Genomic DNA, 14718 nt, shown 5'->3' with positions numbered 1-14718 from the left:
GATCTGTTCAAGTTGCCAAACAACCCACGACAGAGATGAAAATGCCTCGCGGAACTTAAGAGCAGAAGGGATAAGAATACTGTCAACAAATACTGTGGGACACACAGAAATTCAAGCTTGTGGAGAAGCAGTAAGACTCGTTGGTACTTGTACCAAAAAGCGTGTTTCTGAGAAGCAAGAATCTCCCGCTACACCGCTTTGCGGTTAGCGGGGGAGTGTCAATCCTGATTCCCGATTCCCTTGTTAGATGATTGCGATCGCTTGATTACTTATTAAACCGGAAAAACCCCAAAGAGCCAAAGCTACGCTTTGTCTCCCCTCCCCGCAGGCTCTGAGAGGATTAAGGGGTGGGGTGCCAATACGGTTCGGATAAGCAGTATGAACTTCCCTTGTGGTCTGGAAAAAGGTTAAAGGGTAAGGGGTAAAGGATGTATTTGAAACCTTTCCCCTTTCCCCTTTAACCGAACCGTTTCAAGGGGCGACAATCGAGCTAAAGTGATTGCTGTATAAGCTTCATAGCCCTTAAACCTCGCTGATAATATGCCTTTTTATTGCAAATCGAACCGACCATTTCCTCGACCCACGCTTGACACCCTTGCATTGCTTCTATCCAATTGAAACCATATAAACCTATCCAGAAATTACTGTGACGTTTCTCAGTTCTATTTTTTTCTTCTTGGCGACAAATATAAGAATCAAGTTTTTGAAATTTAGTTCTTTGCCCATGTAACCAAGCACTGGTCATAGCCAAAGCAATTAAAAAAATCAAACGTACAAGTCTATCAGGGCTGGCTTGAGAGCTTTCCAAATTGTAGCCACCAGTTTTACAGTCTTTAAACATCGCCTCAATGCCGAAACGTTGAGCATATATTTTGAGGGCAGTGGTTAAGTCAGGTAAATTAGTTAATAAATACCAAGCATCTTTTTCTTGTTTACCCCTATACTTTCTTTTCCAATAGACTCCTAAGTTAAACCGACCAAAGCCACGTTTTTGAGTAACTTTGACGTTGGTGTAAAATTGCCGGATACCAGGATAAATCTCAATGTTACTTAAAGGCTGAAATTTTTGTCTGTTTTGGCGGAAAGTGGTGTCTTTCTTTTGACGGAGTACAAAACCTATATTCTGCTTGTGGAGCCACTGCGCCAGTTCTACACTGTGAAATTCTCTATCCCCAATAATTACTAATTTGTACTTTTTTAATAAACGAATTACTGGGCGTAATACTTTTTGTTGTTCTTCTAGGTTACTGCAACCATCTTTCTCTAACAGACACCAATATATAGGCCAAGCTCTTTTTTGATAAATCACGCTCACCATCAACACATTGTTTTCTTTCCACTGTGTTCTATCCATCGCAATGGTTAATTGTGACCCTAGTTTAAAATGTTGGTTAATTATTGCTTCAATAATCGGAAACCACAACAATACTACGCTCAAGGCATTCAGTGTTAAAAACCTTTGGATATGCCGTCTACGACTGTTTTGCTGTATAGGTAAAGGTAGAATCGCTGCCAGTCTTTCTATCCTTACCTGCTTCTGATGAGAGTAACAACCACACCAACATCTTCAGGGTGATTAACTGTGCTTTATTTAAGTATTTTTCTAAGAAGTTTTGGTAGAATGATGCCAGCATTATTATGACGGTCTTAGTCAAATTACGAGACCGTTCTTTTTTACCATTAAACTGTACCCTACAGGTAGCCGCTTAATAACTGTACAGTTCATTCTCAATAAGCACACAAATGTTTCCAGGGGTCTGTGCCTCTCAAACCTTTAGCTTGCAGGGTTTAGAGGCGATTGTCGCCCCTTGAACCGAACCGTATTGGGTGGGGTGCAATGGCTGTGGGAATCATAACTAATTATGCGGACATGATATTAGATTATTGCGATCGCTTGTATTCTTCTTGTAATTTTGGCAAGTAATCGTAGCCATCGACACCAATGAATTTAATGATTTGAGTTCGAGAATTGGCTATTACTTGTTCTAGAGTTTCATTGCCTAATTTACTTTGTAAAATTGTCAGCAAACCAGCGGCTTGTCGCCACTCTGCGGCAACGATTTGTTCTAATAAATACATACCCAAGCAGCTATTGTATACCGCCGGTTCTAAATGATTCAGGTTGTAATAACTTTCTGCTAAATACAAAAAGTTTAATCCCTGGAGATATTTGTCACCAGAAAATTGCACTGCCTCAGTACCTTTTTGTAAGTATTCTATGGCAGTTTGGGGTTTTTCTAAGGTGATGTGGGCAATACCAAGACTGGTGTAACAAAGGGCTTGGATTTGGTATGCAGCCATCATACCAAATGCAGAATCACGCAATTTTCCTGACAATTCCAAACCTCGATGCAAGTATTCTATTGCTTGTTGATAAATATCTAATTCTATGCGTTCTGTCTGTTGGGCTGCAAACACTTGGCTATAGCCTAAAGTTGCTAAGGCGTGGGCTTCTCCCAAGCGTTGCCCGGTTTGACGTGCTAAAATTAACGCTCTCTGGCTATAATCAATTGCCTGAGAATAATCTTTTTGGGCAACGCAAACACGGCTAGTGTGGTTAAGGTTGGCAATTTCACAAGGCCGATCCCCGGCTTGGCGGGCAATTTCTAAAGCTTGGTGGTGAAATGAGTTGGCTTGTGGATATTTACCTAAAATAAATTGAGAATAACCCAATAGTGTTAGTATCCTGGCTTTTTCTTGAGTACCTTCCACTTCTTTGAGTGGTATATCTAAGTAATTTATGGTGTCCTGCAACGCATCTCTCCCGAACAAGGCAAATACTCCGCCGTAAAGGGGAAAGTATTGACGATGGGCAAAAGTTCTGAGAATTTGTAAAACGATTTGAAAAGAGGCCTTGGCTAATTCTTCACCTTTGCTGGGATGGATATTGGTAGCGACACGAAAACCATGAGATAACTCGCACCAAACTACAGCAAAACTCAAAAAAGTGGCAATGGACGCAGATGTTCCCCATTGAGAATCATAGGGTTGTCTTTCAAACCAATTAACCAAGCTTTGCTGTATACGTTGGACAATTATTGTTAACTCCACCCAATCTTTGATGTTGATATCAGACTGACGGACAATTACTTCTGTTGCAGATATGCCATCAGCTAATTCAGAAAATAATATTTGTGTCAATGGGCTGCTGACTTTTTGTGCCCATGAAGCCCAAGGTTCTTGTTTTGGTTGGGACTGTGTTAATTCTAGTGGTGTTTTTCTGGGTTCGTAAATCCAACTAACAAGAGAAGCTTCTAATTGCTGATAGGATTCAACACCGCTAGCAATGCCGATGGCTAATTGTTCTATTTGTTGTTTTCGTTCAAAATCTTCATCAGCAGATACCGCTATTTTTAATTCTTGGGCTAGTTTTTGCAGTTGATTTTGGCTGAAAATTTGGTTTTGGTTGGGATCGATGATTTGTAACAAAACTGAAAAACGAGAAGCTTCTGAAGCTGTGAGAATTTGTTGCACAGCTGCGGTGACTGCGGCTTGATTGCGTTTTTGTTTTTCGATGCGTTCCCATTCGCTTTGAATAGTCTGTAATGCTTTGAGGGTACGATTTAACCGCGCTTTTTTTAACTCCGGAGTTTCTCTTTGAAACAAGTCTGGAGAAATTTTCACCTTATTTAGTTGAGATTGGGTAGAATTCAAGCGATCGCTCAAACAGCGTTCAAAGATTTCGCCATTACCAGTACCAATATTTTCTATTAATTTACGATATATATATTCTTGACAACTGATTTCACCTTTCAGTGTCGTCGTCACAATTTCTTCTATTAGTTTTTGATAGCTATCACATAGATAATTAGGTATGGCTTCTGTGGTAGATTCTGCTACTATATTATCTATTGGAAAACTCGAATTAGAATTTACTAAATTTTCTCGATCGTTAGTAAATTTAGGTATGTTTTCTTGATTTTCTGTTGTTGAATTTTTCTGAGAATTTCTCGATTTTGATAGGTGATAATCTGCTAAAGAACCACAACTAAATTCTTCAATAAAACGGTCTATTTTCGCAGTTAAATAAAGTTGGCGTTGACGATATTTTTGATACCAAAAAGCAGAGATAGAAAAACCTGCAATAGCTCCTATGCCAATTCCTATAAGAGCTAACTTTGGAAGTTCCAAAGTTTCATTTTGTCTTTCAGATTTTAAGGTTAGATGAGAAAATGCACTTTCAGCAACAGAATAGTCACTTTTGTAACTTAATTCAATACTAGTCGCCATCGCCATCGACAGAATAAACCTAAATATTATCTTTGATTTCCACATACTTTGAAAATTGACAAATATGTCGTCTTTTTTGGATTAATTCGGATTTCAGGTCACAGAATAAAGCCTAGTAAAAAGATGTTTGTACTAGACGCAAAGCACGATTATAGACAGTGTTTTTGCCACAATTTCATACTTTTAAACATGGGTTTTCCTGTTAAGAGTTGCCTTTTAAAAATTATGAATTAGGTCTGATGTGAATTATTCAAATCAACGAAATATCAAGAATTATCCGCTCTGTATAGACTAGCAATTGCAACGTCTCTACTACAACGATAAATCAAGTTTTTTAGCGTCTAATAATCCACATTATGCGTGAATTACAAATTAATAATTATTCTGTCACCACAAAAAATAACTGACTATTTACAAGGCATTAAAAGCTTGTAGCATTCAGTATTTCTTTATTTTACTTTTAACTTTTGCCTTTTGCCTTGTTCTACAAAGTCTCTTTATTTACTGCCAACGAACTTTAACTCATGAATAGAAAATAAACTTTCTCAACCGTAATTTCGAGTAGGTATTCTTAATTCTTAACATTTGTGTATGTAGCAATGCCGCCAAAGCAAGATGCAACAGCAGTTCAAGCATACTTTGGGACATAGACCTAATTTTATAACTCAAACAGCAACAAAGTTTCAAGATCCTTAGACTTCTAAGAGAAGTCGGGAAAAGGGGCAGGGGAAAGGTTTGGTATTTTACCTTTCCCCTTTAACCTTTTCCCTTTGACCACAAGAGTGCAGCACTCTTGTGCAAGAGATCTATTGTCTATAACTTGTGGTTGAAATGGCGATCGCATTCCTTAACCGAAAAATGTACTGATAAATGAAAAATTTTCGCAAGCAAATATCACAATACAAAATTATTACTTCGGGGATCTACTAGGCAGAATAACCCACTAAAGTCTTAACCGATGTGTCTCCGAAAACTTGGTAAAAAAAGCTTCATTAAAGCATGGCAATCTTGCTTATAAGAAACTGGAAGATGCATGTTAATGTTTTAATCTCATCGTCTTGCCTTAGAGCTTTTTGCTATGCATCTGCACTATTTAGATCCCCAACATCTTGAAGAATTAGTCAAGAGTAGCGGTATAGACTTACACTTAGTGCAACTCAATTTTCAGTCACTCCAAGGTGTAGCCGCTTATGAGTATTTGTTGATTTCTGAGCTACTTCCGCGTACCAATACTGGAATGGTCAAGAGTAGTTGGTTGCAGGGTTACGCTCATGTCACCGAAGGTGGTTGGTGGTGTTCTGGACTAGACCCCTTGAAGAATTGGCAAATAATGGAATGGGGATGCTTCAAGCCAAACCAACCCCGACAAAATCATAAAGGCAAATCCATCAAATACGAACATCCCCCCAGCACGCCAACGCGGGTGTTTTGTTTGCGGGTGACATTGCAAATCTGGCAGCAAGTTGCACAGCGTTACAATTTAGCCATGCCCGATGATATCACCATTAACCCTGATGGCGAAGCTAAAGGTTTTTGGCAATGGGTGATGGAAAAGAATATTTCCGTCATCATCTGTGAGGGAGTGAAGAAAGCAGCGACACTGTTGACGCAAGGATATGTCGCCATTGGCGTTCCTGGAATTACCAGTGGTTATCGCGTCGTCAAAGATGAATTTGGTAAAGTTACTCGTCGTCAATTGATACCCGACTTAGCCTTATTTACGGCCACAAAGCGCCGATTTTATATTTGCTTTGATTTTGAAACTCAACCCCAAAAAATTGCTGCTATTAATAATGCCATTTCCCAACTTGGTTGTTTATTCCAGAAAAAAAATTGTTCTGTGAAAGTCATCGAACTTCCAGGAAAAGAAAAAGGCGTTGATGATTTTATTGTTGCCAAAGGTGCAACTAACTTTGAGAAACTTTATCGCCAAAGTCTGGATTTAGAAATTTATCTTGCCCAAACTAAACCCCACTCTGAATTAAACATTCCTGCTGCCCTGACTTTTAACCGTCCTTATATAGGTGAAATTCCTTTTCCCACATCTGGATTAGTGGGAGTCAAATCAGCAAAAGGAACAGGTAAAACCACAGCACTAGAAAGCATTGTTCAAAAAGCCAAAAAGACAAATCAACCTGTTTTATTAATTACTCATAGAATCTTATTAGGAAGATTTTTGTGTGAAAAAATTGGCATTCAATGGGGAGCAGGGAACAGAGGAGACAAGGAAGTGTGGGGAGTGTGGGGAGAGAGGGGGGAAAGATTTCTTCCCCATCCTCCCACACCTCCCACACCTCCCACACCTGCTTCTTCCCATGCCCCATCCCCAATGCCCAAATCTTTCGGTTTATGTATTGATTCGATTTGGAAATTGAATACTGAAGATTGGCATGGAGCGATAGTAATTTTAGATGAAGTTGAACAATCTTTGTGGCATTTACTCAACAGTAATACCTGTAAACATAAACGTGTAAAAATCTTAAAAGTATTCCAAGAGCTAATTGCTACAGTTTTAACCACTGGGGGATTAGTAATTGCCCAAGATGCCGATTTATCAAATGTTTCACTTGAATACTTACAGGGATTATCAGGAATTAAGTTAACACCTTGGGTAGTGATTAACGAATGGAAACCCCAGCAAGGTTGGGATGTCACCTTTTATGATTCACCAAATCCCACACCGTTAATTCATCAACTAGAATTAGATTTACTTGCTGGACGTAAATGCTATGTAACTACGGACAGTCGTGCTGGGCGTTATAGTTGTGAAACCATTGAAAGTTATTTGAAAGAACGGTTACAAAAATTAAGACGAGAGTTTCCTCAAACTTTAGTAGTTAGTAGCCATACTACAAACACACCCGGTCACGCAGCAGTGGATTTTATTGCAGCTATTAATCAAAAAATATCTGAATATGATGGTGTTTTTGTTACCCCTAGTCTGGGTACGGGAATTAGTATTGATGTTCGACATTTCGACCGAGTTTATGGCATTTTTCAAGGGGTAATTCCTGACTCAGAAGCGCGACAAGCATTAGCAAGAGTGCGGGATGATGTGCCGCGTGTTGTTTGGTGTGCAAAGCGGGGTATTGGTTTAATTGGTAGTGGAAGTACAAATTACCGCTTGCTATCTGATTGGTATCAGGAAAATCAAAAAGAAAATTTAGCTTTGCTCAGTCCATTACATAAAATAGACGTGGATTTACCTTTAGTTCATGACCCAATTCATCTGCGAACTTGGGCCAAATTATCTGCAAGGGTAAATGCATCAATTCGTCTTTATCGCCAATCAATGCAAGATGGCTTAATTGCTGATGGTCATGTAATTCAGGTGCGGAGTAATGCTGTTCATAATAATATTATTCGGGATTTACGCCTTGCCTTTTTAGCAAGCGATCGCAATGATTTAGAAACCCGTAAAAGGTTAATCTTAGAAATCGTCAAAGTTCAAAAAGATTGGGCACAAAGCCGTCAAAAAGCCAAAGACATTAAACGCAAAATCAAAGAAATTAAACAACAAAATCAATTAGCAACTGCAACGGCTGTAGCTAATGCTAACAATATCGATTATGTTGAATACGAGCAGTTATTATTGAAACAATCTTTGACTGATGAAGAACGCAATCAACTTCATAAATATGTTCTCCGACAAAAATATGGCATAGCAGTTACTCCCAGCCTGAAATTACAAGACGATCGCGGATATTATAGTCAATTATTAATTCACTATTATCTGACTCATGAAAGCGAGTATTTTCACATCAAAGACCAACAAGAATGGCATCAGCAATTATCTTGGGGAGAAGGGAAAGTTTTTCTTCCAGATTTAAAGACTTACACTCTCAAGGTTGAAGCCATGAGAGCATTAGGAATACTGCAATTCTTGGAAGATGGACGAGAATTTACACAAACCGATAGTGATTTAATGTTGCTGAAAAATATTGCTTTTCAGCATAGCAAACACATTAAAAGAGTACTAGGTATTAATTTTGTGACTGATAAAGAACAACTTTGCGGAATCAAAATACTCAGTAAATTGTTAAATTTGCTAGGTTTGAAGCTGAAACGAGAAAATGAAGTTTATAAAATCGATTCAGCAACTTTAAATGATGGTAGACAAAAAATATTTGTAATTTGGCAGCAACGAGATGAATTGATGTTGGCTCATATTAAAAGTGGCGGTTATAGAGTGCCTGATTATTCATCAGAATGGAACATTAAAATTATCGATTCCAAGCTGGAAAACTTAACAAGCAAAGCAAAATAATCGCTTGTGTAATTCCTATTAACCCATTATGTGAATTAAACGCTAAAACCCTTGATATATCGTTGTAAAGACGTTGCACTGCAACGTCTCTACAAGGCGCACAATCCTTGATGATTCATTGATTTGGATAATTCACATCAGACGTTATTAGTTAAATTTCTACTGGATGCTGCCCATAATAAGGCAAAGCCTCAGACCAATGAGGACACTTTCCGTGTTGCCAATCAAGTTGAGCTAGTTCGAGAATACTTGTTACCGTTGCTGCTAAGTCAGATTGGGCTTGAATTAGCTGATAATCCGTGTTCCAATTAGCTAAAGTTTCTTGCCATATTTCTGGTGTCATAACTGTATCTGGAAGTAAAGCTGTAAGTCCAGAAGTATCTGGTATGAATTGATAGATAGCTGCAAAAATTTGGCCTCGTTGTCCTGGCATTTCAATAGCAAGAGTTTTTGGATTTTGGCTTTTACTTGCTTGCGACCAAGCAACCGCAGCCAAAGTCGAAATCGCAAATACAGGAATAGCTAATTGTTGCCCCAAAGTTCTGGCAGTGACAACACCAATACGAGTCCCAGTAAAGCCGCCTGGCCCTTTAGCAACTGCAATAAAGGACAAATCCGCCCAAGTTTGCGGTTTAATAAATTCCATTAGATATTGATGTATTAAGCTAGATAAATCACGCCCTAAATTCCAAACTTGAGAGCGAGTATCGCCGGAAAAATTACTAATTGCTATACCTAATTCGGGAGTGGTAGTATGCAGTGATAAAGCGTATTTTGTTGTGGAAATTTTCGTTGACATGAACAATATATTTGACAGTTGATTGTTGATTGTTGACTATAATGGAATATTTTGACTTGGAAATCTTTTGTTTTTGTGGTTTTAGTTGGGAAAATAAATAATCTTTAGCGCTGCTACGAGTAATAGCCAAAACATCGGCAAACCAAAGTAAATTCCTGCGTAAATGGCGCTAGTAGTGCGTGTCTTGATAGGCTCCACAGAAAGCCAAAGATTCATGATTGCAATATTAATTACTCCCAGAAATAAGTGTAAAACTAAGACAAAAATTAACAGGGAAATTGCATAGACCGCTTCTAAGTTCAGGTATTGTCCCCAAGCAATGGCCAGTAGAAACAGAGTGCTTGCAAGACCCAGCCAGCGTATACCTGCAACAGGAAAAAAGATAATAACTGCTTCATTGGCTTTCATCCCTGGATGTGTAAATGGTGATAGAGGCAATGACCAAAAAAATAGCAAGGCGGTACTGCCTAGTGAAACAAACCAGGAACCCCAGAATAAAGCTTGATTCATGAACTTTAGACCCTGTGCGGAATATTACTAATTAAGAATAAAATAGCGGATTTTCTCATTAAAGAAGTCGGTTATCTATACTAATACTAAGTTGCAATGAAAGATAGTAATTTGGGTCGGGAGATGAGGAGAATAACTCCTCAGGACTTACGGAAAAATAACGTAATTCCGTCATTACGAGCGGTAGCGTACTCCTACACAGAAGCAAGCTACGCACAGCGTCTCGTAGAGAAGTAATCCCCCCTGACGCTGGGATTGCTTCCCTACACTCCGTTACGATCGCAATGACAATATCGGTGTTGCCTAAGTCCTACTCCTAAATCCTCAGTCAATAGTCAACACGAAAATATGTGCAAATTGAATGCACAACACCCTATTTAACGTCTATGCTATCAGTTTTCAGCTGGCCATCTTCCATATAAATGATGCGATCGGCAATATCGAGGATGCGGTTGTCATGGGTAACTAACAAAATCGTACAGCCTTGTTCTTTGGCTAACTTTTGCATTAATTCCACCACATCGCGTCCGGATTTTTTATCAAGTGCAGCAGTCGGTTCATCTGCTAAAACAATCTTAGGATGGCTGACTAAAGCACGAGCGATCGCCACACGTTGTTTTTGTCCTCCAGATAGTTTTTCTGGATAGTAATCTACCCGTTCTCCTAAACCGACAGTTTCCAAAATGGCGATCGCTTTAGCATCGATATCCTGATTGAGAAAATCTTCATGCAATTCTAAAGACATTCGCACATTTTCTTTAGCTGTTAAAAAAGTCATCAAATTATGCGCCTGGAAAATGTAGCCGATATTCCGCCGCAGCTTGGTTAACTGCTGCTTTTTAGCACCGCGAATTTCCTCTCCTAAAATTTTGAGACTACCATCTTGGGCAGAACGCAAGCCACCCATTAACGTCAACAGAGTGGTTTTTCCCGATCCTGAGGGGCCAGTCATAATGACAATTTCCCCGGCTTGAATTTCCAAATTAATATCGAATAATACTTGTTTGCGAAGGGCACCTTCACCAAAATAATGGTTGAGGTTACTCACAGAAATAACAGGTTCTAAAGCAGAAAATATCGAATTGGAGTTTAGTGGTAAAGATTTTTTTAACATATTTTATGGGGGGTGGGGCATTGGGCATGGGGCATGGGGCATTGGGCATTGGGCATTGGACGGACAGAAAGTGTGAGAGTTGTGGGAGGATGGGGAAGAAATCTTTCCCCACACTCCCTCATCTCCCTTATCCCCCCATGCCCGATGCCCTAAAACACATCGGCAGGATCGGCAGAGCGTAGCTTTCGCATGGCGATCGCCCCAGAGAAACTACACATGATGACGGTTAAAATCCATACAGTTATGGCTCGTTCGAGTTTCATAAAAATAGGCAGCATGGTTGCACTGTAAGCAAGTTGATACAACCCAGCAGAAAGAATTAATCCAGGAATGAAGCCTAAAAAGGCTAAAAATAATGCTTCTTGAAATAAAACTCTTAAGAGATAGCCATCGGTGTATCCCATTGCTTTGAGTGTGGCATATTCTGGCAAATGGTCAGAAACATCTGAATAAAGGATTTGGTAGACAATAACGATACCAACAATAAACCCAACTCCTGTACCTAAACCAAAAATGAAACCAATGGCGGTACCTGCTTCCCAGTATTTTTTCTCAATTTGAGCAAATTCTTCTGGGGTGAGGACTCTGACATCTTTGGGTAGTGCGGCGGCAAGTTGCGATTGCACTTTGAGGACATCTGCACCTTGTTTGAGTGTAATTAATCCCACTGTGATGCGATCGGGTTTACTGGTTGGGAATAGTTCGCCAAAGGTGGAGTCACTGGTGATGACATTACCATCGGCGGCAAAGGAAGCACCATCAGTAAACAAGCCTTTCACGGACACAAGTTTATTATTCAGTTCTGTCTCAAACTTGCCTGTTTGATTAAAAATATCGGCAACTGTTCCGTATTCCGGACGCCCTGCTTGGTCAAACAGAACTTGATACAACTGTTTGAGGTGGTGCTGATTTTGTCTGATTTCGGCGGATTTGAATGCGGGTTGTGTGGGATCGATACCCCAAACTAAAATGGTGCGATCGAGACGTGTTTCGGAATTTCGCCACTGTCCGCTACCGATGTAGACAGAATTCACTGACTGAATACCCTCAAAACTCAATGCTTGGTAAAGTCGTTCTCTGGAAAAATTTTTCACTGAGAACAGAGTTTGAAATTGGGGATTAATTAAAACTAAATCCGCCTGTAAATTCCGATGGGGTTTGATGGCTGCATCAAACAATGCACTTTCAAATCCCAACTGAATGAACATCAGTAAATCAGCAAAAGTAATACCAGCCACTGCAACAGCTAGACGCGTTTTTTCTTTCATTAGCTGCCGCCATGCTAAGGGCGTTTTACGAAAAAGTTTCATAAGTGGGGATTAGGGATTGGGCATTGGGCATKGGGCATTGGGCATTGGGCATTGGGCAGGGCATGGGAAGAAGCAGGTGTGGGAGGTGTGGGAGGTGTGGGAGGATGGGGAAGAAATCTTTCCCCCCTCTCTCCCCACACTCCCCACACTTCCTTGTCTCCCCTGCTCCCCTGCTCCCCAATCCCCAGTCACTTTTACATTTCAATTGCTGTCTGTACTTGTAAATTGGTGAAACCTGCAACTTTTCTGCTGTCTTTGGGATTGAGGCGAATTTTCACTTCAATGACTCGGCGATCGAGGTTTTCACCAGGCTGGTTACTAAAAACGTTTTGTCTAATGACTTGGCGGCCAATTTGGGCAACGGTTCCTCGCAGTTCTCCGACAAATGCTTGACCGGTAATCACTGCTTGTTGTCCTAATTTCACTTTAGCGATGTCGCTTTGATAAACTTCTGCTACTGCCATCATTTGGTCGTTTGGCGCTAACTCTGCAATGCCAGAACTGCTAATTTTTTCTCCGACTCGCGTGTGAATTTTAATGATTTGTCCGGCTATTGGTGCTTTGATGTAAGCTCCGGCTAACTCGGTTTCGGCACGTTTGAGTGTGGCGATCGCATTTTCCACTTCTGTCTTAGCAGCAGCAACATCTACGTCTCGAACTTCTGCAATACTTGTGAGTGTGGCTTTGGCTTCGCTGACTTGCTTGTTACCGGTGGCGTTGGTACGGGCGAGTGCTACTTTGGCTTCGGCGAGTTGTTTGGTTGCGGTGGTGTTAATGCGGTTGAGAACTGCTTTGGCTTCGTCTAGTTGCTGTTTGGCTGTTTCTACTGTTAAGCCTTTGCTGTCATACAAAGAATTAGAAACTGCTCCTTGGGAAAATAACTGCTGATACCGTTGATATTCAGCTTCAGCATTTTTCAGTTCTGCTTCTAGTTTCTTAATGGTTGCTTCTTGGGCAATTTTATCTCCTTGCCATTGTGCTTCGATGCGGGCGATGGCTTCTTGTTGGGCTGTGATATCTCCCTCGGACTGGGCTTGCAGGCGCTCAACACTTGCTTGTTGGGCTTTGATTTCTCCTACTTTGGCTCCGGCTTGGACTTGAGCGAGTTTTGCTTGGGCGACTTTGACTTGTTTTTGGGCTTGGAGGACGGCTGCTTGCAAGCGATCGCGGGCGTCTAAAATCGCTACCACTTGTCCAGATCCAACGCCATCCCCTTCTTTGACTAAAATTTGGGCAATGCGATCGCCATCCAAAGCCAAGGGCGCAAACAAGCTAATTACCTCGGCTTCTGGTTCTAGTCGTCCTAAGGCAGTCACTTTTTGAATTTCTGGTGTAGTTTCTACCGGCTCAGATAAGGCAGTTTTATTTACCTGTCCAAATTGAGAAATTCCATAAAACACAATTCCACCTGTAATTGCAGTTGCCGTAATTACTAATGCAATTAACCCTTTATTCCTGCCTTTGAATGATACGTTTTTAACCATTTCTTTTATTCTCATAAAAATTTGTCTTTGCCAGACAATTTTAGTTTTTATGTTTAATCTAAAATTGCAGCAAAAATTGTTTATGTTTTGAGATTTGCCACATACGTTCGTGATTTATTTCATGGTTAAGGTGCTGATAAAGCAAAAATATTCTATTGTTGGCTGTTAACGCTTTAACCAGAGTAATTTATTTTTTGGAATTCCCTAAATCCGGTGAATTATCCATCAATTTATTTTAAATGATTAGTTGCTATGATTGTGGCAAATATGCCGTTAACATTTTTCCTAACAATGTACATTGTTCAATAAAATCAATCGTTTTATTCCCCCATAGTTTTTCCAGAATTAAACCATTGATAAAACTCAATACAAAGGAAGCTAAAACTGGATCTTGAACGCCAAAAAAATCACAAACAGCCTGCTGGTACTGCTTATTAGTATGCTTAAAAATACTATTTTCCTGTATATTATTAGTATCTTGATGCTGGCAAAAATCTATTGAAATATAAGTCCACTTCACAAAATAGTCTTCATTGTTTGCCAGATATCTTCCTAGTGCTTCCATTGCCTCTTGTAGCGTTTGCGCTCCTTCCAATTCAGCTAAAGCTGCACTGACATCTTCCTCGCATATTTCTTGGGCTAGTTGCTCAAATAAACTTTGTTTGCTAGGAAAATAGTGGTACAACGTCCCCGTGGAAACCCCTACTCCTTCAGCAATTTGGCGCATCGTAATCGAACCATAACCTTTTTCAGCAAATAAATCAAAGCACTTAGCGAGCAGTTCTTTACGATACTGGTCGCGATCGACAATCTTAGGCATGGTTCAATTTATTTATATCGAACGGTCGTTATATTTTATATAAACAAATCGATTCCCCTGTGTCAAGGGATTGATTTAAATCGAACATTGATAGGAGTTTAGGGACTTAGAAGTAAAAAAATATTCCACACAAGATTGTTAACTGTTGACCGTCAACGGTTGACAGTCAGCATTTAGCAGTCAA

12 protein-coding genes and 1 pseudogene are annotated in these 14718 nt (G+C 40.0%); 2 read left to right on the top strand and 11 right to left on the bottom strand.

The annotated features are described in order from the left end of the window. Positions 1–208: pseudogene (locus VF06_RS24580) on the top strand (RNA-guided endonuclease TnpB family protein); the annotation flags it as partial. Positions 209–490: 282 nt separating this feature from the next. Here VF06_RS24580 and VF06_RS24575 read toward each other — a convergent pair. From VF06_RS24575 to VF06_RS24570, 3 genes are all read right to left on the bottom strand, one after another. Next, a complete protein-coding gene (locus VF06_RS24575; RefSeq protein ID WP_244918135.1) occupies positions 491–1492 on the bottom strand; it encodes an IS4 family transposase in 1002 nt (333 codons plus the stop codon). Continuing rightward, on the bottom strand, positions 1473–1634 hold the full coding sequence (locus tag VF06_RS42160; RefSeq protein ID WP_218963797.1) for a hypothetical protein: 162 nt from the start codon (positions 1632–1634) through the stop codon (positions 1473–1475). The genes VF06_RS24575 and VF06_RS42160 overlap by 20 nt, the downstream gene beginning before the upstream one ends. A 247-nt stretch (positions 1635–1881) precedes the next feature. After that, the gene (locus VF06_RS24570) at positions 1882–4230 is read right to left on the bottom strand and encodes a tetratricopeptide repeat protein (protein WP_099070877.1); all 2349 of its coding nucleotides are present in this window, start codon (positions 4228–4230) and stop codon (positions 1882–1884) included. Positions 4231–5308: 1078 nt separating this feature from the next. Here VF06_RS24570 and VF06_RS24565 point away from each other — a divergent pair. Continuing rightward, positions 5309–8497: a plasmid replication protein, CyRepA1 family gene (locus VF06_RS24565; RefSeq protein WP_099070859.1), complete on the top strand. Its 3189-nt coding sequence runs from the start codon at positions 5309–5311 to the stop codon at positions 8495–8497. 151 nt (positions 8498–8648) lie between these two features. Here VF06_RS24565 and tsaB read toward each other — a convergent pair whose 3' ends face one another. The 8 genes from tsaB to VF06_RS24535 form a co-directional block, all read right to left on the bottom strand. Continuing rightward, positions 8649–9296 carry a tRNA (adenosine(37)-N6)-threonylcarbamoyltransferase complex dimerization subunit type 1 TsaB gene (gene tsaB, locus VF06_RS24560; RefSeq protein WP_099070858.1) on the bottom strand — a complete coding sequence of 216 codons (648 nt, stop codon included), beginning with the start codon at positions 9294–9296 and terminating at the stop codon, positions 8649–8651. An 81-nt stretch (positions 9297–9377) separates the two neighbouring features. Further along, complete coding sequence (locus VF06_RS24555; protein WP_099070857.1) at positions 9378–9806, bottom strand: hypothetical protein; 429 nt, start codon at positions 9804–9806, stop codon at positions 9378–9380. Between the two features lie 373 nt (positions 9807–10179). Then, positions 10180–10920 (bottom strand): DevA family ABC transporter ATP-binding protein, encoded by a 741-nt coding sequence (locus VF06_RS24550; RefSeq protein ID WP_099070856.1) that lies wholly within the window; start codon positions 10918–10920, stop codon positions 10180–10182. Further along, complete coding sequence (locus tag VF06_RS39460) at positions 10914–11042, bottom strand: histidine kinase (protein WP_143861746.1); 129 nt, start codon at positions 11040–11042, stop codon at positions 10914–10916. Before VF06_RS39460 ends, VF06_RS24550 begins: the two co-directional genes overlap by 7 nt. A 27-nt stretch (positions 11043–11069) precedes the next feature. Then, positions 11070–12188: an ABC transporter permease DevC gene (gene devC, locus VF06_RS24545; RefSeq protein ID WP_371411513.1), complete on the bottom strand. Its 1119-nt coding sequence runs from the start codon at positions 12186–12188 to the stop codon at positions 11070–11072. A 51-nt stretch (positions 12189–12239) separates the two neighbouring features. Then, positions 12240–12422 carry a hypothetical protein gene (locus VF06_RS39455; RefSeq protein WP_180267936.1) on the bottom strand — a complete coding sequence of 61 codons (183 nt, stop codon included), beginning with the start codon at positions 12420–12422 and terminating at the stop codon, positions 12240–12242. 2 nt (positions 12423–12424) lie between these two features. Further along, positions 12425–13714 carry an ABC exporter membrane fusion protein gene (locus VF06_RS24540; RefSeq protein ID WP_099069838.1) on the bottom strand — a complete coding sequence of 430 codons (1290 nt, stop codon included), beginning with the start codon at positions 13712–13714 and terminating at the stop codon, positions 12425–12427. 250 nt (positions 13715–13964) lie between these two features. Further along, positions 13965–14534, bottom strand: coding sequence for a TetR/AcrR family transcriptional regulator (locus VF06_RS24535; protein WP_099069839.1), 570 nt, complete (start codon positions 14532–14534; stop codon positions 13965–13967). Positions 14535–14718 lie beyond the last annotated feature (184 nt).

It is taken from the genome of Nostoc linckia z4 (assembly GCF_002608075.1).
GTDB lineage: Bacteria > Cyanobacteriota > Cyanobacteriia > Cyanobacteriales > Nostocaceae > Nostoc > Nostoc linckia.
Note: the sequence above shows the minus strand (reverse complement) of the source record. Positions and strands in the feature narration are given on the sequence as shown.

What these genes read in the sequence shown, in the direction of transcription:
- VF06_RS42160 (WP_218963797.1), bottom strand. Translation starts at nt 1,634, where the DNA reads ATGCTGGCATCATTCTACCAAAACTTCTTAGAAAAATACTTAAATAAA.
- VF06_RS24570 (WP_099070877.1), bottom strand. Translation starts at nt 4,230, where the DNA reads ATGGCGACTAGTATTGAATTAAGTTACAAAAGTGACTATTCTGTTGCT.
- VF06_RS24565 (WP_099070859.1), top strand. Translation starts at nt 5,309, where the DNA reads ATGCATCTGCACTATTTAGATCCCCAACATCTTGAAGAATTAGTCAAG.
- tsaB (WP_099070858.1), bottom strand. Translation starts at nt 9,296, where the DNA reads ATGTCAACGAAAATTTCCACAACAAAATACGCTTTATCACTGCATACT.
- VF06_RS24555 (WP_099070857.1), bottom strand. Translation starts at nt 9,806, where the DNA reads ATGAATCAAGCTTTATTCTGGGGTTCCTGGTTTGTTTCACTAGGCAGT.
- VF06_RS24550 (WP_099070856.1), bottom strand. Translation starts at nt 10,920, where the DNA reads ATGTTAAAAAAATCTTTACCACTAAACTCCAATTCGATATTTTCTGCT.
- VF06_RS39460 (WP_143861746.1), bottom strand. Translation starts at nt 11,042, where the DNA reads ATGAGGGAGTGTGGGGAAAGATTTCTTCCCCATCCTCCCACAACTCTC.
- devC (WP_371411513.1), bottom strand. Translation starts at nt 12,188, where the DNA reads ATGAAAGAAAAAACGCGTCTAGCTGTTGCAGTGGCTGGTATTACTTTT.
- VF06_RS24540 (WP_099069838.1), bottom strand. Translation starts at nt 13,714, where the DNA reads ATGGTTAAAAACGTATCATTCAAAGGCAGGAATAAAGGGTTAATTGCA.
- VF06_RS24535 (WP_099069839.1), bottom strand. Translation starts at nt 14,534, where the DNA reads ATGCCTAAGATTGTCGATCGCGACCAGTATCGTAAAGAACTGCTCGCT.